At 68.0% G+C, this 19,353-nt stretch carries 19 protein-coding genes; 1 reads left to right on the top strand and 18 read right to left on the bottom strand.

Annotation, left to right across the window (positions count from 1 at the left end; translation table 11 throughout):
• Position 1: 1 nt before the first annotated feature.
• Together CMASS_RS05145 and CMASS_RS05140 are read right to left on the bottom strand one after the other, a co-directional pair.
• Positions 2-1,759, bottom strand: a complete 1,758-nt coding sequence (locus CMASS_RS05145; RefSeq protein ID WP_027018844.1) for an ABC transporter ATP-binding protein — start codon at positions 1,757-1,759, stop codon at positions 2-4.
• Positions 1,756-3,171: an ABC transporter transmembrane domain-containing protein gene (locus CMASS_RS05140; protein ID WP_027018843.1), complete on the bottom strand. Its 1,416-nt coding sequence runs from the start codon at positions 3,169-3,171 to the stop codon at positions 1,756-1,758. The genes CMASS_RS05145 and CMASS_RS05140 overlap by 4 nt, the downstream gene beginning before the upstream one ends.
• Positions 3,172-3,213: 42 nt before the next feature.
• Here CMASS_RS05140 and CMASS_RS05135 point away from each other — a divergent pair, with 42 nt between their 5' ends.
• Complete coding sequence (locus CMASS_RS05135) at positions 3,214-4,005, top strand: class I SAM-dependent methyltransferase (protein WP_022863828.1); 792 nt, start codon at positions 3,214-3,216, stop codon at positions 4,003-4,005.
• Positions 4,006-4,016: 11 nt separating this feature from the next.
• Here CMASS_RS05135 and der read toward each other — a convergent pair whose 3' ends face one another.
• The 16 genes from der to CMASS_RS05055 all read right to left on the bottom strand — a co-directional run bounded on the left by der (position 4,017) and on the right by CMASS_RS05055 (position 18,972).
• On the bottom strand, positions 4,017-5,651 hold the full coding sequence (gene der, locus CMASS_RS05130; RefSeq protein WP_022863827.1) for a ribosome biogenesis GTPase Der: 1,635 nt from the start codon (positions 5,649-5,651) through the stop codon (positions 4,017-4,019).
• Positions 5,644-6,342, bottom strand: a complete 699-nt coding sequence (gene cmk / locus CMASS_RS05125; protein WP_022863826.1) for a (d)CMP kinase — start codon at positions 6,340-6,342, stop codon at positions 5,644-5,646. The genes der and cmk overlap by 8 nt, the downstream gene beginning before the upstream one ends.
• Complete coding sequence (locus CMASS_RS05120; RefSeq protein WP_022863825.1) at positions 6,342-7,292, bottom strand: pseudouridine synthase; 951 nt, start codon at positions 7,290-7,292, stop codon at positions 6,342-6,344. The genes cmk and CMASS_RS05120 overlap by 1 nt, the downstream gene beginning before the upstream one ends.
• Positions 7,293-7,345: 53 nt before the next feature.
• On the bottom strand, positions 7,346-7,909 hold the full coding sequence (gene scpB, locus CMASS_RS05115; protein WP_022863824.1) for an SMC-Scp complex subunit ScpB: 564 nt from the start codon (positions 7,907-7,909) through the stop codon (positions 7,346-7,348).
• An 11-nt stretch (positions 7,910-7,920) separates the two neighbouring features.
• Positions 7,921-8,709 (bottom strand): segregation and condensation protein A, encoded by a 789-nt coding sequence (locus CMASS_RS05110; RefSeq protein WP_022863823.1) that lies wholly within the window; start codon positions 8,707-8,709, stop codon positions 7,921-7,923.
• Positions 8,706-9,572 (bottom strand): ParA family protein, encoded by an 867-nt coding sequence (locus CMASS_RS05105; RefSeq protein ID WP_027018841.1) that lies wholly within the window; start codon positions 9,570-9,572, stop codon positions 8,706-8,708. Before CMASS_RS05105 ends, CMASS_RS05110 begins: the two co-directional genes overlap by 4 nt.
• Positions 9,573-9,665: 93 nt before the next feature.
• The gene (xerD, locus tag CMASS_RS05100; protein WP_022863821.1) at positions 9,666-10,607 is read right to left on the bottom strand and encodes a site-specific tyrosine recombinase XerD; all 942 of its coding nucleotides are present in this window, start codon (positions 10,605-10,607) and stop codon (positions 9,666-9,668) included.
• A complete protein-coding gene (locus tag CMASS_RS05095) occupies positions 10,604-11,254 on the bottom strand; it encodes an NUDIX domain-containing protein (RefSeq protein WP_022863820.1) in 651 nt (216 codons plus the stop codon). Before CMASS_RS05095 ends, xerD begins: the two co-directional genes overlap by 4 nt.
• A gap of 2 nt (positions 11,255-11,256) precedes the next feature.
• Positions 11,257-12,204, bottom strand: coding sequence for a copper transporter (locus CMASS_RS05090; protein ID WP_022863819.1), 948 nt, complete (start codon positions 12,202-12,204; stop codon positions 11,257-11,259).
• Positions 12,205-12,248: 44 nt separating this feature from the next.
• Positions 12,249-13,430: a putative cytokinetic ring protein SteA gene (gene steA / locus CMASS_RS05085; protein ID WP_033399730.1), complete on the bottom strand. Its 1,182-nt coding sequence runs from the start codon at positions 13,428-13,430 to the stop codon at positions 12,249-12,251.
• A gap of 51 nt (positions 13,431-13,481) precedes the next feature.
• The gene (gene recN, locus CMASS_RS05080; RefSeq protein WP_027018838.1) at positions 13,482-15,179 is read right to left on the bottom strand and encodes a DNA repair protein RecN; all 1,698 of its coding nucleotides are present in this window, start codon (positions 15,177-15,179) and stop codon (positions 13,482-13,484) included.
• 11 nt (positions 15,180-15,190) lie between these two features.
• On the bottom strand, positions 15,191-16,072 hold the full coding sequence (locus CMASS_RS05075) for an NAD kinase (RefSeq protein WP_022863816.1): 882 nt from the start codon (positions 16,070-16,072) through the stop codon (positions 15,191-15,193).
• The gene (locus CMASS_RS05070; protein ID WP_022863815.1) at positions 16,069-16,884 is read right to left on the bottom strand and encodes a TlyA family RNA methyltransferase; all 816 of its coding nucleotides are present in this window, start codon (positions 16,882-16,884) and stop codon (positions 16,069-16,071) included. The genes CMASS_RS05075 and CMASS_RS05070 overlap by 4 nt, the downstream gene beginning before the upstream one ends.
• Entirely contained in the window at positions 16,884-17,051 is a 168-nt protein-coding gene (locus CMASS_RS05065) for a hypothetical protein (protein WP_022863814.1), read from the bottom strand. Before CMASS_RS05065 ends, CMASS_RS05070 begins: the two co-directional genes overlap by 1 nt.
• Entirely contained in the window at positions 17,051-18,034 is a 984-nt protein-coding gene (locus tag CMASS_RS05060) for an HAD-IIA family hydrolase (RefSeq protein WP_022863813.1), read from the bottom strand. Before CMASS_RS05060 ends, CMASS_RS05065 begins: the two co-directional genes overlap by 1 nt.
• 5 nt (positions 18,035-18,039) lie before the next feature.
• The gene (locus CMASS_RS05055; protein ID WP_022863812.1) at positions 18,040-18,972 is read right to left on the bottom strand and encodes a hypothetical protein; all 933 of its coding nucleotides are present in this window, start codon (positions 18,970-18,972) and stop codon (positions 18,040-18,042) included.
• Positions 18,973-19,353: the final 381 nt, after the last annotated feature.

Genomic DNA, 19,353 nt, shown 5'->3' with positions numbered 1-19,353 from the left:
CCTATGAACGCCCTTTCTGCCACGCTGACCACATAGTTGCGTACTGACCACCTGAATCTACCAGCTGTTGGTGGGTGCCTTCCTCGATAATCCGGCCACCACCCATAACGAGCACCCGATCCACCATCCGTGCCTGATCGAGGCGATGCGCCACCAGCAAAGTGGTGCGACCCGCAACGAGCTCGCGCGCCGCGTCATCAAGACTGTCGGCTCCGGCGGTGCCGGCCTCTGCCGTGGCCTCGTCCAGGATCACCACGGCCGGGTCCAACAACAGCGCCCGCGCGAGCGCCACCTGCTGGGCGCGGACCGCGTCGAGATGAAAGCCGCCCTCCCCGACGACGGTGTCCAGCCCGTCTGTGAGCCGGGAAACCCACTGCCCCGCGCCCACGCGCTCCAGCGCAGCCCGCATATCCGCATCCGCAGCTCGCGCATCCGTAGCTCGCGCATTCGCCGCGCCGAGCGCGAGATTTTCCCGGAGCGTTCCCGCGAACACGTGGGTCTCTTGGGAAATGAGGGTGAGGCTGTGGGCATCGGCAAGCTGGCTCGCCGCTACCCCATCGACGGTGACGCGGCCGTGGTCCGGGGTACGCATCCCCGCAACCAACGCCGCCACGGTGGACTTTCCCGCGCCCGAGGCCCCGACGAGGGCAACCGTCTCCCCCGGCCGCAGGTGCATGTCGATGCCACGCACCGCCCAACCACTGCCGTAGGACATGGTGGCGTTTTCCACCCGCACCTCGCCCACAGCACGAGACGGTGACGCCGCGGCCTGCTCCCGCGGCGCCTCGCCGAGCACGCCCACGATGCGGGCCAGTGACGCATACCCCGCCTGCGCGGTGTCCAACACACGCATCAACCCGAGCAGCGGGCCGCGCACGCGGATGAGGAGGAACATCGCGGCCGTTGCCGTGCCGATACTCAAGTCCCCACGGCCCACGGAGACGAACCCGACGACCAGCCCGGCGCCCAGCATGACCAACTGCACGAAAGTAATCCACAGCTGCAGCGTCATCATGGTGCGTCGCGCGGCGTATCCGCGCTCCACGACCTCCCATGAGGCGGCTTCGGCGCGCTCGCGCATTGCGTCTTCCCACCCGAACGCGCGGATGGTCTCGCGCCCTTCGGCGGTCTCGATCACCGTGCGTGCCCGGTCCGCCACCGCGGCCCGCTCCGCGGCGTAGCGCCGCGGTGCGACGCGCAAGTAGCGGTGCGCGCCCCAGGCGTACAGCGGCCCGGCGCTCGCCACCACGGCGACGAACTGCCAGTCCAAGCCCACCAGCGCGAACGACGTGACCACCAGCGAGAAGGTGGAATTCACCAGCGCGGGGCCGGCCGCGGACACCGCTGCCGACAGCTCCGCCACGTCGTCGGTTGCCCGCGAGACGACGTCGCCGGAGCCGGGCTCTTCCACCCGGTCGGCCGGCAGGGTGAGGGCGGTGCCGAGCATGCGCTCGCGAAGCGTGGCGATGACCCGCTCACTCACCCGCGCCACCAAGAAAAAGCCGGCGGCCGACAGTCCGGCTCCCGCAAGCGCCGCCGCGGCCAGACCAGCGCCGACCAGCGCGAGCCCCGCTCCCTCGCCAGCCGCGACCGCGTCGACGATGCGGCCGAGCAGGATGGGGACGGTGACATCGGCAAGCGCACCGGCGACCAGCAGCACGATAGCGCCCACGAGGAAGAGCCGGGCCCGGGAAATGCGCCGGGCGTGGTCTCCCACAGCCGCGCACACCTCCGCCCACGTTGCGGTACGAAACGTCATGTCGGCGCCACCGCCCGCCATGCCGGTGATTGCGTTACCACGACCGTGCGTGCGTTGCGGCGGGCCTTCGCCACCCGCTTGGCGATGACCTGCTCCGTCACCGAATCCACCGCCGTCGTGGGATCGCAGAGCACGAGGACAGCGGGGCGGGCGGCGATCGCGCGGGCCAGGGCGACGCGCTGGCGCTGGCCGCCCGATAGCTGCGAACCGCCGTCTCCGACCGCCCGGTCGAGCCCGCCCGGGATGTCGCTGGCGGCCGCGATCTCCAGCGCCCACTGCGCGACGGCGCGGTCGGGATGCACGTTGCTCGCCACCGTCCCGGAAAACAGGTGCACCGTGTGGGGCGCGACCACCAGGTGCCTATCGCCGCGGTGCTGGCGCAGCGCGGAGTCCGCAAGCGCTAAATCCGCCAGCGCGGAAACGACGGTGAGGCCGGGGGTGGTGGAAGGGTGCGCGGGGGCATCGGGAAGCGTGGGTGCGAGCAGGACCTCGCGCACGCGCGACGCACTGGCCCGCGCCGTGGCCCACCGCGACGCAACACCCTTGCCCAGCATCGTCATCGGGGTCATGACAAACTGCGTGAGCCCGATGAGGGTAATCAAGTCCCCCACGCTCAACACGCCGCGCAGCGCCAGCCAGCCGGCTAACAGCGCCACCGCGCTGGTGTAGAGGGCCCCGAGTACCTGCGTGGTGGCATCGAGACGCGCGCGGGACGCGTCCGCCGCGATGGCCTTCTCGCACGCGTCCGTTGACACCGCGCGGTAGCGCCGGTCGGCCGACGCCACGGCCCGCAGCCCCTTGAGCACGCGCAGCCCCTGCATCAGGTCCGTGGCCACCGTCGAGGCGCGCCCCAGCGCCCGCTGCCGCTTCCGCGACGCCGCCCGGAGCGGCCGCGACACCCGCAACGACGCCCACACCACAACCGGACCACCGAGGAAAATAGCCAGCCCCAGCGGCCCGTGCACGCGCGCCATCATCACCGCCACGTACGCGATAGACACCGCCTCGGCCGTGGGGAAGACAACCGCCATCACGCCCTCGGAGACGCGCTGCGCGTCCGTCGTGGCCACCGACAGCAGCTCGCCCGCCGAGCGCCGCGTGCTGCCCATCGCCACGATGCGGTCGGTAACGGCCATCCGCACCGCGTGACCGATGCGCAGCCGCGCGCGGTTGAACATCGCCCGCCCGGTCCAGCCAACCGCCGCATTGAGCGCGAACAGGGCGCACAGGGCGATAAGCCAGGTGGGAAGGTGTGCGGCATCGTCAAGCGCGGCGCCAATGAGCACCGGGGTCGACGCGTTGCACACGAACATCAGGGTCATGCACACCTGCGCCGCAATCACCTCGCCGGGGCGAGAATAAATCACCCGCACAAGCCAGTTGTTCGCAGCGGGCGCGGGCAATCGGGTCATGCCGAACCATTGTAGGAACGTGGGGTAGATTGTGGAGCCGCCATGGCTCACTCTTTCCGCCCTCCATCCGCCCGCGAGGCCCCGCACTTTGCCACCGCGGCGCACCGCGAGACCACCGCCCGCGCGTTTTCCCACGGAGCGCGGGCCTACGACGACGTGCGCCCGGACTACCCGACGGCCGTCGCTGACTTCTTCCTCGCCGGGTTCACGCACGCCGGCGTGGTGGACATCGGTGCGGGCACCGGCAAGCTGACCGCTGCCTTGGCGGCCGACGGGCGCACGCGGGCGGTCACGGCCGTGGATCCCTCCCCTGCCATGGCCCAGGCGTTGCGGGCAAAAAACGTGCCGGTGGTGCGCGCGACGGCGGAGCACACCGCGCTTGCCGATGCCCACTTCGACCTCGCCACCCTCGCCCAAACGTGGCACTGGGTGGACGTTTCCGCCGCGTCGCGCGAACTCGACCGGATAGTCCGCCCCGGCGGCCGGGTCGGGTTGGTGTGGAACACGATCGATGTGAGCGCGGATCCGTGGGTGCTGCGACTTACCCGGATCATGCACTCGGGCGATATCCACCGCCCCGGGTTCATCCCGGAGGTCGCGGCGCCGTGGCGGGTGGCGCGCGAGCTGCGCACCGGGTTCGTGGACACGCTCACCCCCGAGTTGGTGCACACGCTGATGCACACTCGCTCGTATTGGCTCAAGGCCAACGCGAAGACGCGGTCGCGCATGACCGCGAACCTCGACTGGTACCTCTACGAGCACCTCGGGTTCGCGCCGGGCCAGCCGGTCGAGCTGCCGTACCGGACCGACGCGTTCGTGCTCGAGCGCGCCTAGCCCCTCGGCGGCTACTTCTTCTTGCGGCGCTCGCGCACGCGCACCGCGATGCGCACCGGCGTGCCGTGGAAGCCGAACCGCTCGCGGAATTTGCGCTCCAAATAGCGGCGGTAGCCGGCGTCTAGGAAGCCGGTGGTAAACAGCACGATGGTCGGCGGCTGCGTCGACGCCTGGGTGGCAAACAGCACGCGCGGGAGGCGGTTGTTGTTCATCGGCGGCGGGTTCGCGGCGATGGCCTCGCGCAGCCAGTTGTTGAGCTGGCCGGTGGTCACGCGGCTATCCCAGCTGTCCAGCGCCTCCAGCATCGCCGGCTCGAGCTTTTGCAGCGCGCGGCCCGTGGACGCGGAGATGTTCACGCGGGTGACCCACGGCAGGTGCGCGAGCTGCTCGTCGATCTCGCGGTCCAAGTAATAGCGGCGATCCTCGTCGACGAGATCCCACTTGTTAAACGCGATGACCAGCGCCTTACCGGCCTCTAACACCATGCGCAGGACGCGCTGGTCTTGCTCGGAAATTTCCTCCGAGGCATCGATAAGCATCACGCACACCTCGGCCGCGTCGATGACGCCGCGGGTGCGCAGGGACGCGTAGTACTCGTGGCCTTGTGCATTTTTCACCTTCTTGCGCAGGCCAGCCGTGTCGATGAAGCGCCACAGGTGCTGATCCAGCTGCACCAGCGAGTCGACTGGGTCGACGGTGGTGCCGGACGCGTCGTCGACCACCGCCCGTTCCTGGCCGGTGAACTTGTTAAGCAGCGAGGACTTGCCCACGTTCGGCCGCCCCACCAGCGCCACGCGGCGCGGGCCGGAGGTCACCGCGGTCGAGCGCGGCGTGTCCGGGAAGTTGTCCACGATGTAGTCGAGCACGTCGGCACCGCCGCGGCCGTGGAGTGCGGAGACCGGCCACGGGTCGCCCAGGCCGAGGCCGTAGAACTCGGCCATGTCGGCGTACTGCAGGTCGGACTCGAACTTGTTGGCCACGAGCACGACCGGCACCTCGGCGTCCACGAGCCGGCGGGCCATGACCTCGTCGGTCTCGGTGATGCCGACCTTCGTGTCGACGACGAAGACGATGATGTCCGCGGTCTCCATCGCCGCCTCCGCCTGCCGGGCGATGGCCGCGTGGATGCCCTTGACGTTCGGGTCCCACCCGCCGGTGTCCTGGACCAGGAAGCGCTGGCCGTTCCAATCCGCGAGGTAGGAAATCCGGTCGCGCGTGACGCCCGGGTGGTCTTCCACCACGGCCTCGCGGCGGCCGAGGAAGCGGTTGACCAGCGAAGACTTGCCCACGTTCGGGCGGCCGACGACCGCGACCGTGCACAGCGCCTCCTCGGTCGGCTGCGGGCCGAAGCCGTAGGACTCGGCGAGCTCCTCCCACGCGGCCTCGTCGTCCTGGCTTGCCTCCGCGCCCGCACCCGCGTCGGATCCGGCATCGTCGGATCCGGCATCGGCGGATCCGGCGGCGCCGTCGGCGACGCCGTCGGAATCGTCTTCCATCTCCGGGAACTCGAAATCGAACTCCGACTCGTCGAAGTCGCGCGCGGCCCAGCCGCCGAACTCGTCAGGCACCAAATCGAAGTCGTCGGGGCGGCCCTGCGCCCACACGACCTGCGGCTCCTTGTTGTCGTCGTTGTGCTTATCAGTCACGAGCGGACTCCTTTACTACGGTGACCAGAGCGTCCAAGACTTCCTCGGGCGTCATGTCGGAGGTGTCGATGACCGTGGCATCGTCAGCCGGGCGCAGCGGCGAGGCTTTCCGGGAGGAATCGGCGGCGTCGCGTCGCTCGACATCGGCAAGCACGGTGTCGAAGTCCGACTCCCTGCCCGCCGCCAGGTTTTGCGCGTGGCGGCGCTGCGCACGCACGGTGCTCGACGCGGTGAGAAATGCCTTCGCCGGCGCATCCGGCAGGACCACGGTCCCGATGTCGCGGCCCTCCACGATCGCGCGGCCGGCGCGGGCCGCCAACTCGCGCTGGAGGGCCACCAGGTTCTCCCGCACCTCAGCAATAGCGGAGACCGCCGAGACCGCGCGGGTCACCTCGTCGCCGCGGATCACCGCAGAGACGTCCTCGCCATCGAACAGCACCGCGGTCGAGTGCGGGTCATCCGAGACCTCCAGCGGGAGATCCCGAGTAGCCGCGATGACCGCCTCGGTATCGGCCGGATCGACGCCGGCGCGCAATACGGCGAGCGTGGCCACGCGGTACATCGCCCCGGTGTCCACGTATTTCGCGTCCAACCGCGACGCCAGCGCCCGGCAGTTCGTGGACTTGCCCGTGCCCGACGGCCCGTCGACCGCCAGGATCAGCCGGTCGTTAGAAAGATTGCTGATAGCCATTACATTTCCACCGCCTTGTACAAACTCGTTAACTCGCTGTCGTTGACCGCGCGCAACCCGCCCGGCTTCATCTCACCCAGCGACAGGGTGTGGAACTTGGTGCGCACCAGCCGCTGCACCGGGTAACCGGCGGCCTTGAGCAACCGGCGTACGATGTGCTTCCGGCCCTCGTGCAGCTCCACCTGGACGATGGAAAAGCCCTGATTCTTATCGATGATGTGGGCGTGGTCTGCTTTGGCCAGGCCATCGTCAAGCTCGATGCCCTTCTCCAGGGTCTTGACCAGGCTGCGGTCGCCCTCCCCGAGCACCGTGGCCACGTAGGTCTTTTTCACCTCGTACGCGGGGTGGATAAGCCGGTTAGCCAGCTCGCCGTCGTTGGTCAGCAGCAGCAGGCCCTCCGTGTCGGCGTCGAGGCGGCCGACATGGAACAGGCGCTGGCCGCTGGCGACCTTCTCCGCCACCACGTCGCCCACGCATGGCCGGCCGAGGTCATCCTGCATCGTGGTCTGCATGCCGCGCGGCTTGTTGAGGATGAAGTACTGCAGGTTCTGGTCCACGCGGATGCGCGCGCCGTCGACACGGATGATGTCGCGGTCCGGGTTCACGCGCACGCCCTGGCGCTTGATCACCTCGCCGTTGACCTCGACGCGGCCCTGGTCGATGAGGATCTCCGAGTGGCGACGGGAAGCGACGCCGGCCCGGGCGAGGACCTTCTGGAGGCGCTCGCCGGAGTTGTTCTTATCTGTGCTGCGGTCGTCGCCTTCGAAGACCCAGTCCGCGCCGAGGGATTCGGCGACGGAGCGCGCGGAGGCGTTGCCCCCGCGGGGGTGCTGGTGGCGGGCGGGTTTGGCGTTGGAGATGACGATATCGTCAGCCCGGGTGCGGGCACTGTCGCGTGCCGATGCCCCGTGTGCCTCCGGTGTGCCATCGCGGCGAGCGGGATTGTTCACTTTTGCCCCTTCTGAATTGGTGGTGCTTGAAGCTGCTGCGATATTACCGCGGCTTAGTACCCTTCGTCGATTGCATCGACGTCCGGCAGAAGTGGCGCGAGGTCCGGCAGGCGTTCAAGCGAGTCGATGCCCAGCTGCTCGAGGAACAGCTCAGTGGTCTCGTAGCGGTGCGCCGCGCCCGAGTCTTCCCCGGCGGGCAGCTCGCGCACGAGGCCGCGCAGCGCGAGCGTGCGCATGACGCCGTCGACGTTGACGCCGCGGACCGCGGCGACCTGCGCGCGCGTGACGGGCTGGCGGTAGGCAACCACCGCGAGTGTTTCCATCGCGGCGCGCGACAAGCGAGTCTGTGCGCCGTCCAAAAGGAACTCCTCGACCGCGTCGGCGTTTTCTTTCCGGGTGTACAGGCGCCAGCCGTCGGCGGTCTCGCGCAGGTCGATGCCGGAGCCGCGCTCGTCTAATTCCCGCGCGAACGCGTAGAGGCTGTCGCGCACGACGGTTTCTTCCTCCCCCACGGCGCGCGCCAACGCCGCCTCAGTCGCCGGGGAGTCCAACACGAGCAGGATGGATTCCAGACGGGAGCGCAGCTGGCTAATCATCGGCAGGGAGCTTGCGGTCATGGCGCGGCATCCTAGTCCCAGTTGGCGGCGGCAACAACAGCGGGGTCGACGTCGAGACCGGTCCACGACACTTCGAGCGTGCCCAGCGGCTCGGGCTGGTGGGCATCCACGGCAGTCGACTTGTACAGCTCGAGAAGTGCAAGGAAGCGGCCGACAACCTGCATGGAGACGGTGCAGTCGCGGGTGAGGCTGGCGAAAGACAGCCACTCGTCGCGGCCAATCTCTTTGAGGATGTCGAGGATCCTCCCCGCCTGTTCCGGCACCGAAACCGCCACGCGGTGGATGTGGCCGACGCCGACTTCCTCCGGCGGCTGGGGGCGGAACACGCCGGCGGCGAGCTCGGCGAAGGTGGCGGGAGTGTGCCCAAGTTGGACGGGCGGAAGCAGGTCGGCGAACTGCTCCTCCATGCTCACCGCGCGCGGGTAGGCGCGGCGTGCCTGGCGCTGCCACTGGGCGAACTGGTCGGCGACCTGTTTGTAAGCTTTGTACTGCAAAAGGCGCGCGAAAAGCAGGTCGCGGGATTCGAGAAGTTCGACGTCCTCGATCTCGGCCGCCTCGCCCCGCGGAAGGAGCCGCGCGGTCTTCAACTCCACCAATGTGGCGGCGATAAGCAGGAACCCCGTGGCCTCATCCAGGTCGGAGACTTGACGGGTGTAGGCGACGAACTCGTCAGTGACCTCTGATAGCGCGACCTCCGTCACGTCCATCTTCCGCGACTGGATGAGCTGCAAAAGCAGGTCGAGCGGGCCCTCGAAGTTATCCAGTGCAATGCGGAAGCCGGTGATTTCCGGTTGGGTCACGAGCGCTCGACAACCTCGCGGGCCAAGTCACGGTACTGCGCGGCGGCCTGGGAGCTGGGCGCCCAAGAGGTAATGGGCTCGCCGGCCACCGATGTCTCCGGGAAGCGCACGGTGCGGGTGATCACGGTGTCGAATACCTTGTCGCCGAAGTAGTCGACGACCCGCGACATAACCTCCCGCGCGTGGCGCGTGCGGCGGTCGAACATGGTCACCAGAATGCCCATGATCTCCAGGTCGAAATTGATGCGGTCCGAGACCTTCTCCACCGTGTCGGTCAAAAGAGCCAGGCCGCGCAGGGAGAAAAACTCGCACTCCATGGGGATGATGACCCCGTGCGAGCAGGCCAGCGCGTTGACGGTCAAAAGCCCCAGCGACGGCTGGCAGTCAATGATGATGTAGTCGTAATCGCGGCGCACCGGGCGCAAGGCGCGGGCAAGGGTGTGCTCGCGGCCCACCTCGTTGACCAACTGAATCTCCGCGGCGGACAGATCAATGTTCGCCGGCACCATGTCAAGGCCAGAGACTTCAGTGTGCTTGATGGCCGAGTGGATAGAGATCTGGTTATCCAGAATCACGTCGTAGATCGTGTCCTCGATCTCGTCGTGCGTGAGCCCCAAACCGGCGGACAGTGCGCCCTGTGGATCGAGATCGACTAAGAGGACGCGACGCCCGGCATCGGCAAGGCACGCACCCAAGTTAATGGTCGAGGTGGTCTTCCCCACGCCACCCTTCTGGTTGCACATCGAGATGATGGTGGCCGGGCCGTGTTTGTCCAGCGGCGGCGGTTCCGGGAGCTTGCGGAGCGGGCGCCCGGTTAGACCCACCTCAGCTTCGGAGCTGTCGAAGAGACCGTCCTCGCTCACAGTCACACCTGCTTCCTTGACCCGTCTGACCCAGTAGCAATAACAGCGATGTGATTACACACTACCCTCTTCCCGCGACCGGACAACACTCACCTATGCGCGCGGGTGCGCGGTCCGCCAGACCTCACGCAGGGAATCGGCGGTCACGTGCGTATATATCTGGGTCGTGGTCACCGACGCGTGGCCCAACAGCTCCTGCACGGTGCGCACGTCCGCGCCGCCCTCGAGCAGGTGCGTGGCAAAGGAATGCCGCAGCGTGTGCGGCGAGATGTGCTTGTCTATGCCCGCGCGCTCCGCCGCCTTTTGCACCACCGCCCACGCGCTCTGCCGTGACAGTGCCCCGCCGCGCATGTTGAGGAAGAACGCGTGCGACTTACCCTTGGCCAACCGGGGGCGCCCGCGGACGAGGTAGTCGGAGCAGGCGCGGGCCGCATGCGTACCGATGGGCACGATACGTTCCTTGTTGCCCTTCCCCGTCACGCGCACGAAGCCGTCGATCTCGGCGAGATCGTCAACGGCGAGGTCGGTGACCTCAGTAATCCGCGCACCCGTGGCGTAGAGTAACTCCAGCATCGCACGGTCGCGGAGATCCACCGCCGTAGCGGCCTCCCCCGCCGGCACTGCCTCGATGAGCGAGATGACGTCATTCACGGTGAGCGTGTCGGGCAGGTGCTTCCCGGCGGTGGGCGGCGACACTTCCGCTGCGACGTCCGCGTCCGCCAAACCTTCGCTGACCGCGAAGCGGTGCAAGCCGCGGGCGACGACGAGGGCGCGGGTGGCCGAGGACATCGCCAGGGGTTTGCTGCCCTCCCAGCCGCGGCGCAGGTCGCGCACGTACGCCTCGACGTGGCCGGCGGTGACGTCGGCGAAGGTGTGCAAACCCGCCGCGCCCAGCCACTCGGTATACCGACGCAGGTCGCGCCGGTAGTTGCTCAACGTATTGGGCGAGGCGCCCTTTTCCACTGCCAGGTGGTTGAGCCACACCTCGGCGGTCTGGGCGATGTCGCCGGCACCGCGGCTAGAGTCTCCGGTCACTGCTGCTTCAGGTCGGGGCCCTGGCGGCGCCGCGCCATGGAGGTCGGGCGGAGCTCGAAGTCCGACTCGGGGTCGCGCAAAGGGGTCGAGCCGTCGCCTGCGCCCCGCAGCACCTCGCGCGCGGCGAAGATGCCCGCCACGGCGATGGAGTTGGTAATCTCCCCGGCGAAGATCCGGCGGCAGGCGTCGTCAAGGTTGACCCACTCGAAGTCCATGTCGGCTTCCTCGTCGCCGGTGGCCTCCGGGCGCTCCACTTCGGTGAGCCCGCGGGCCAGGAAGACGCGGCACGCTTCTTCGCAGTAGCCGGGCGAGTTAACGATGTCCGCCATGACTCCCCAGTCGCTAGCGGCTAGGCCCGCCTCTTCCTGCAGCTCGCGCTGCGCCGCGCGCACCGGCGTTTCGCCCTTGACGTCCAAAAGCCCGGCGGGCAGTTCCCACAGCCTGCACCCGACCGAGTGGCGGTACTGCTGGACCATCGCGACGCGTCCGCGCTCGTCTACGGCCGCAATCGCCACGGCACCTAAGTGCTCGACCACTTCGCGGCTCGCCACGCCGCCGCCGGGCATGGTGACGTTGTCGCGGCGGACGGCGAGAATCGGGGCATCGAGAAGAAGCTCCGAGTCGACAACCTGGAAATCGTGGGCCACCGCTAGTCCTTCTTTCCGTCGTGTTCGAAGTCGGGCGCCGGCGCGCTTGCCGATGCCGCCGCGCCGTACGCGCCTGCCTTACCACCCAGCTGCTCGGCTACCGCGAGCGGCACTGCGATGCGCGCCCAGCCGCGGTCGAGGGAATCCACGGTCGAGACCTTCGACTCGCCGCGGCGCAGATCGGCGATCACCCCGCCATCGTCGGCGGCCTTCGCCCGACCCGCCACCACGGTGTGCTTGACCACGTCGTTGACCCCGCGGGCGAAGCCGGAGATGGTCGACGTGTAGTAGCCGTCGGCCGCGCCGTCGCTGGTGACTACGACAACCGCCTGGGCCGGCAGGATCGTCTTGTCCTTGTAGTCGATGAAGTCAGCATCGCGCAGTGCCTGCAGCAGCTCGGCGCGCTCCTCCACGCTGGCCAGCGGCTCCGCGTCGTCTGGGTTCATGCCGATCGCGTATGCGAGCGCCTCGCCGCCGTGGGTGCCGGCCTCGACGTTGTTTTCGCTCAGCTGAGCTCCCGCCGGCAGCGTGTTGGACAGGATGGACTTCAGCGAGTCCGCGCTATTGCGGTCGGAGAACTTCTGGGTGAGCTTGATTTCGCCGGCATCGATCGCGCCGGCCTCGCCCAAGTTGTGCCGCACCGCGGCGGTATCGAAGTCGTTGGCGTCCTCGGTCCGGATCACCGTCACCGGGCGATCCTTCAAGCGGTCTTTCAGAATCGCCTCCTGCGAGGCCTTTGTGAACTCGTCGCCCGCACCGATCTGCTCGTCCTTGGCGTAATTTTCTTTCAGGATCCGCTGGTACTCGGATCGGATGTCAGCGTCGCCGCCCTTTGCGTCCGCTCCCAGACCGGGCGTGTTCGGCGCGACGACCAGCGCCCCCAGCGCGAGCCCCGCGGCTGCGCCAAAACCTAAGCCGGCGATGACGCCGCCCGTATTCTTCTTCGCCATTGTCAGCGATTCACCTCGCCTTTCTGCCGAGTTACATTAGCCAGCTACTGGAACCAGCCCTGCACGGTCAGGGCGATGTTGTTCCAGGTGTCGATGAGGTTGTGGACAAACGAGCCGTCGCCGCCAAAGCCGACGATGAGCACGACCGCCGCGAGCGCGACCAAGATGCCCAACAGCGCCCACAGCCAGCCCAGGCCGCCGGACGAGGGGCGCGCGTACAGGTTGACCACCGCATCCGAGTCGACCACCCGGGTGCCCGCCTTGAGGCGTGACAGCATCGCAGACGGCGTGGCGTGCGGGCGGTTGGCAAAGATGTCGTCCAAGTCCAGCTGCCCGCCGACCTGCACGATGAGCTGGGCCTCGTGGTAGTCGGCCAAAAGCAGGGCCAAGTCGGTTGCGGAATCGGCCGACGCCGGGAACGTCATCGCGCCCACACCCAAGTCCTGGATGCGCTCCAGGCCCGGGGCGTGGCCATCCGGCTCTGCCGGCAGGATGACGTGGGCGCCGCTGCGCAGCGTTTCCGCGCGCACGTTGGCCGGGTTGGCCACGATGTAATCCGGCGTGTAGCCCATGTCCACCAGCGAGTCGGCCGCTTCTTCCACGCCGATAAACACCGGCTCGTACTCACGGATGAAGTTGCGCAACAGGCGGATCTGCTCGCGGTGGTCGGCGGTGGGTGAGACGAGAACGACCTTGCGGCCGCGCATATCGGCGCCGGCTTCGGGAATGCCCAGGCCATCGATCAGCAGCGGGCCCTCGGAGTGAATGAACTGCGTCGAGTTGCCGAAGAAGGCCTCCATGTGGTCCACCAAGCCCTGCTGCGCGTCGGTGAACTCCGCCTCCGCGCGGTCCCGCGAGAGGACCTCGCCCATCCCCAGCGACTTCTCCCCGATTAGGACCTCGCCGTCGAGAATGCGAGCCTGCTTGCCGTCCCGGAACTGCTGGAGGAAATCCTCGCCGAGGTCCTCGAGGAGCAGCACGTCGGCATCGAGAAGCATGTGCGGGCCATAGTTCGGGATCGCGCCGGTGGTAAAGCGCGAGGCGTTGAGGACGGCGCCGGGTTCGGCATCGACAAGCGTCTGCGCTTCCTGGCGCGAGATGTCGGCCGCATTGATCACCGCGAAATCGCCGGCGGTGAACTTTCGCATACCTTTGCCGCCGGGGGTGCAGTCGCGGAGGGTCCCGTGTTGGCCGGGCAGGTCACTGGAGCGGGAAAACAGACTCATGGGCGCTATTGTCGCGCGCGAGCCGCAGAATGTGGGTGAGGCGCGCGGGGCTTACTGCTTATCCGCGGAGAATTCCCGTACTTCAGCCTGCGCGCGATCAAAGAGCTCCTGCGCATGGGCACGGCCGGTCTCCGTGTCGTCGAGGCCGGCGAGCATCCGCGCCAGCTCCTCCACCCGTTGCTTTTCGCTCAGCGCGGCGACGCCGGAGGTAACGGTGGTGTCTTCCACGTCCTTCGCCACGTGCAGGTGCGTGTCTGCGTAGGCTGCGACCTGCGGCAAGTGCGTGACCACGATGACTTGCTGGCCGCGGGCCAGGCGGGCCAGGCGGCGGCCGATTTCTACCGCGGCGCGCCCGCCCACGCCGGCGTCCACCTCGTCGAAGACCAGGGTGCTGCCACCCGTATCCGCGTTGAGGATGACCTCTAAGGCCAGCATGACGCGGGAGAGCTCGCCGCCGGAAGCGGCGCTGGCCAGCGGTTTACCGTTCAGCTGGAGCTCCACTTGATCGGCGCCGGAGGCGGAAAACTGCGCGCGCTCTACGGCGACGGTGAGCTCCTGGCCCGCCATGGCGAGGCCTGTCAGCTCCGCCGTCACGGCCTCCCCCAACGCGCGGGCCGCCTTCTCTCGCGCCCGGCTCAGCTTCTTCGCGGCCGCGCGCATCGCCTTTTCTGCGGCTTGCAGGTCCTTTTTCAGCTGGTCCAGCGCCTCGGTGGAGGTGTCAATGCTGTGCAAGCGCTCGGCCGCCTTTGCTCGCCACGCAAGGACGCCGGCGATATCGGGGGCGTACTTCCGGGTCAGCTGCTTGAGATCCTGCTGGCGCTGCAGGGAGGTCTCGAGGAGGTTCGGGTCCGCCGGCAGGTCGCCCAAGAAGGCGCCCAGCTCCGCGGTAACGTCGCCCAACTGCGAGGTGATGTCCCCGAGCCGGTGCGCCAGTTGGACGAGCTCCGCATCCTCGACGCCCGCGAGCGCCGACTGCGCTTGGCCGATGAGCGTGGAGGCGGGCTCGTCGTCGGAGTAGCCGCCGAGAGACTCCGCGCCGTCGATGGCGCCAAGCGCGGTCGAGGCCGCCTCGCGGAGCGCGTCGACGTCCTGGAGCCGGCGGATCCGCGTTTGGAGGTCGGCGTCCTCGCCTGCCTCGGGTGCGACCTCGTCGATCTCCGCGATGGCGAACTTCAGCCGGTCGACTTCCTGTGCCAGCTCACGCCGCGACTCGGTACGCAGCTTGTAGTCCTTGGCCAGTGCGCGCCACTTCTTGAAGGCTGCCTTGTACTGATCCAGCAGCGGCGCGATCGCGGGATCCGCCCGGTCCACGGCCGCGAGTTGCTGGTCCGGGGCGAGCAGGCGCAGCTGGTCATTCTGCCCGTGCACGGTGATGAGCGGCTGCGCGAAATCGCCCAGCGTGGCGGCCGGCACCGCGCGCCCGCCCAGCCGCGCCTTGGACCGGCCGGCTGCAGACACCGTCCGCGAGGCTAGATATTCGCCGTTTTCGTCCGCATCGCCACCGGCCTCGCTGACGATTTCAGCCACATCGTCGCGGTCGGTGGCGAACGTGCCTTCCACCACGGCCTTTTTGGCGCCGTCGCGCACGCGGGAGGCATCGGCACGCCCGCCGGTCAACAGCCGCAGCCCGGTGACCACCATTGTCTTACCCGCGCCGGTTTCACCCGTGAGCACGGTAAGACCGCCGGAAAGTTCGACGGACGAGGACCGGATGACACCGAGATCCTCGATGGTCAGTTCCGTGAGCACGCGCTGCACACCTACCTTTGCGGGCCGCGCCACCCTTGGACGGGAAGGCGCAGTTTGCTGACTAGACGATCAGTAAACGGATGGTCATCTAGCCTAACCCACCGCACGGGGCGCTCGCCGCGGCGCACCTCCACGCGCGAGCCCGGTGGCATCGGGATCTCCCGCGAGCCGTCCATGATGACCACCGCGGCGCTTGTTGAGGACGCCGACTCCACCGCCACGACCGACTGCGGCGAGACCACCAGCGGTTTGGTGAACAGGGCATGGGCGTTGTTGGGCACGACGAGCATCGCGTCGAGCTCCGGCCACAACACTGGGCCGCCCGCCGAGAACGCGTAGGCCGTCGAGCCGGTCGGGGTGGACACGAGCACGCCGTCGCACCCGAACGAGGACACGGGGCGCCCGTCCACCTCCAGGATGGCGTCAAGCACGCCGGAGCGGTTGAGGCTTTCCATGCTGACCTCATTGAGCGCCCAATTGTCCCCGACCGGTTCCCCGTCCGGCCCGGTAACGCGGATGTCGATGGTCATGCGGTCTTCGACCCGGTAATCCTTTGCGATGACCATGCCGATCGCCTTTTCCAACGATTCGGCTTCCCACTCCGCGAGGAACCCCACGTGGCCCAAGTTGATGCCCAAGACGGGGACATCGACCGCGCGTGCTAGGTCGGCTGCGCGCAAGAACGTCCCGTCGCCGCCCAGCACGAGGACGAGTTCGCACCCCGCCGCCGCATCGGGCTCGTGGCCCACCTGGTCGTATCCGGGAAGGACGCCGCGGTCGCTGCGGAGGACGACGTTGATGCCGGCATCGTCAAGCAATTCTGCTGCCCGCTCCGTAGCCGCGATGTCGGATTCCCGGCCGCCGTGGGGCACCAACAAAATCTTCCGGGTCATCGCGGGCCCTCCTCAATCGCACGGTCGATCATGCTCTCCAGTGTGGCAGCGTCGGGCTGGCTGGCGCCGCCGTCCGCACCGAGGGCGAGGAAGTACTCCACGTTCCCGCTCGGCCCCGGCAGCGGGGAGGCGCTCACCCCGTGGCAGCTCAGCCCGAGGCCTACCGCAAATTCGGCAACGTCGCGGGTCACTTCCGCGCGCAGCTGCGGCGACTTGACCACCCCGCCGCTGCCCAGGCGGTCTTTACCTACCTCGAATTGCGGTTTGACCATAGGGTACAGCTCCGCGCCGTCACGCAGGCACTTGACAATGGCCGGCAGCACCAACCTCAGCGAGATAAACGAGAGATCACCGACCATGACGTCGCACAATCCCCCGACGGTGTCCGGTTCGAGGTGACGTACGTTGGTGCGGTCGCAGACGCGGACGCGCGGGTCGTTTTGCAGGCGCCAGGCCAGCTGACCGTAACCGACGTCCACCGCCACCACCTCGCGGGCGCCGTGGCGGAGCGCGACATCGGTAAACCCGCCCGTGGATGCGCCCGCATCGAGGACGCGCTTGTCGGTGAAGTCGATGCCGAAAGCCTCGACGGCCCCCAACAGCTTGTGGGCGCCGCGCGAGGCCCAGTCGTCCGCGTCGGACTTTTCGACCCGGATGGACACCGCGCCGTCGACCATGGTGGCGGGTTTGCGCGCGGCGAAACCGTTGACCGCGACGCGGCCGTCCTTGATCATCTCCACAGCTTGTTTGCGGGACCGGGCGATCTTTCGCTTGACCAGCTCCGCGTCAAGCCTCCTGCGGTTGGCGGGCATCAGTTCTCCTGTAGGGCATCGTGCAAGACGGCGTGGGCGCGCTCCAGCTGGTCCTTTTCCGCTTCCAGATCGTCGGCGTCCTCGCGCAGGATGTCAGCGACGCGCTGATCCACCTCGTCTGGGGTGACCCGGGGCGCGCGGGGATCGTGCGGTTTCGGGGCCGGCACTACCACCACTCCTCTACTGCGTGTTCTGCGATTTCGCTGCGCGGGTGGATGTAGCGCGGCGGTTCGGGCATGGCCCACACGACCTCCAGTACGGTGCGCAGGGCTTGGACGGGGGTGGCATGGTGGTCGCCGTTGTCTAAAAGGACGTCCGCGCCGTCCACGCGCGCGGTGAACCCGCCCTGGGCTCCCGGGAGGAGGAGTTCGCGGTTTTCGGCGAGATCCCGCAACGTGGAACAGATGTAGGTGGGGCGCTGGTGCACCGGTGCCTCGATAAGCTGCATCGGACCGGTAACGCCGGTGAGCACGACCGCGGAATCCATTGCGGCCGCCTGCCCGCCTTGGATGTCGGTGTCGAGCCGGTCTCCCACCGTTAATGGGCGCGCGGATCCGAGTGAGTCCGCCGCACTGAGGAACATGTCCGGCTCCGGCTTGCCGGCCGATACGACCTTGGCGCCCGTGGAGTGAACGACCGCCGCGACCAGTGCGCCGTTGCCCACCGCGAAGCCGCGGTCGGTCGGCAGCGAAGCGTCCAGGTTGGACGCGAAATACTTCGCGCCGGCGCGCACGGCATATGCGGCCTCGCTGAGCTCCGGCCACCCCACTGACGGATCGAACCCCTGGAACACTGCGGCGGGCTTGTCAGCGGCGCTGTCCACGACGTCATACCCGGAGTCTTCCACCAGACCCCGGAAGGATTCGGATCCCAAGACCAGCACGCGCGATCCCCCGCGCAGGACCTCGCGTGCCTTGTCGATGATCGCTTGCGCCGACGTGGTCACCTCCGCGGGCTGGGCGGTGATGCCGGCGCGGTTCAGTTTGTCTGCCACCGCGCCTGCGCTGCGGGAGGCGTTGTTAGTGACGTAGCCGCGCGCAATACCGCAGGAATTGATGAAGTCGACGGCGCCCTCGATGGGTTCACCGCCATTCCACACGGTGCCGTCGAGGTCCAGCAGCAGCGAATCGTATGCTTCCAGGACACCCATCGCTTTTAGAGCTCCCTTAGCCGATCTGCGGCGTCGGTCCACTCATTGTCATCGATGCGCGCGACATGAGCGAACCAGTCCTTCGCTTCCGCGGCGCGCCCCGCAGCGGCCAAGGCGTTGGCGTACGCGTAGCCGAGGCGGCACGCGGTCTCCCCGCGAGCATCTTTCGACGGGTGCGCGCGCTCGAGAGTCACGACGGCGGCCGGCGCCTCGCCAAGGTCTAGACGCGCGCCGGCTGCCACAATCGCGAGCTCGACCTTGCTGGCCGCGTCGAGGTCGCGGGCCTCCGGCGAGCGCTGAAGATCGATGGCCTTTTCCGGGCGGCCGAGGCCGCGTTCGCAATCCGCCATGACGGCGAGAAGGCCCGGACCGCCGGAAATCCGGCGGGCTGCCCGCAGCTCTGCGAGCGCCTCTTTCCACTCACCCGCGTGGTACGCGGCGATGCCGTTGGTTTCCCGGGCGACGGCCACGCGCCCGGCCCGGTCTTTTGCCGCACGGGCATGGCGCAGCGCCAGGTGCGGGTCATCTGCCATCCACGTGGCCGCCATGATGAGGTGCTTGGCCACGGCGTCCGAGTTTTCCTTGGACAGCACCTTGAGGTCCTGCAGGACCATCGGGTCCAAGTCCTTGATGTCAATATCGCCCGGCAGGTCCGGATCGTTGGCACGGTGGTTCAACCGCTCCTCGCGGAAACCAGAGCGCTGCGGGTTGAAACGTTTGCCGCGGCCCGCGCCGGCGCGTTGCTTGTGGGAGCGGCCTCCCTTGCCGCCCCGTCCGCGGTCCTTGCCGCCGCGTTCGTCGCGTCCGCCACGGCCGTCGTGTCCGTTACGCTTGTGCGGCGGGCGCCCCTGACGCCGGCGGTCGCCTTCGCCACGGCGTGCGCGGTCCGCGCCTTCCTCGCGTTCTGGCCGGTTCCCGCGATCTGTGCGGTCAGACATATAACCTGCTCTTTCTTCGTTCACGCGGTCAAATCTCTCCTCATACTACCGCCCAGCCTTGCCAACTCTGAACCGAGCCGCCGTGCGCGACGCACCGGGAGTCGTCGGGGAAATCGGCCCAAGCGGGACCGCTAAAAGTAAAGGCGCTCAACCAATGAGAACAAACGTCAGGTGGCCCTGGGTGCACGTTGTGTGATCGTAAGGGCCGGTTTTCCGCCTGGTTTGGGTGCTTGTGTACTCGTTTCGTGCACCAACCCCGACCCGGCACCTGTGGGTTAAGGGTCAAAAAGTGTGTCCGGAATCGCGGATTTTCACGGATTGACCTGTAGGTTTCCGGAAAGTATATGCTCCGGAAGCATATATCTAGCCCCCGACGGGAAA

Origin of the sequence: Corynebacterium massiliense DSM 45435 (assembly GCF_028609805.1) — a bacterium.
GTDB classification, from domain to species: Bacteria; Actinomycetota; Actinomycetes; order Mycobacteriales; family Mycobacteriaceae; genus Corynebacterium; species Corynebacterium massiliense.
The sequence above is the reverse complement of the archived record's forward strand: the minus strand, read 5'-3'. Positions and strand labels throughout refer to the sequence as shown.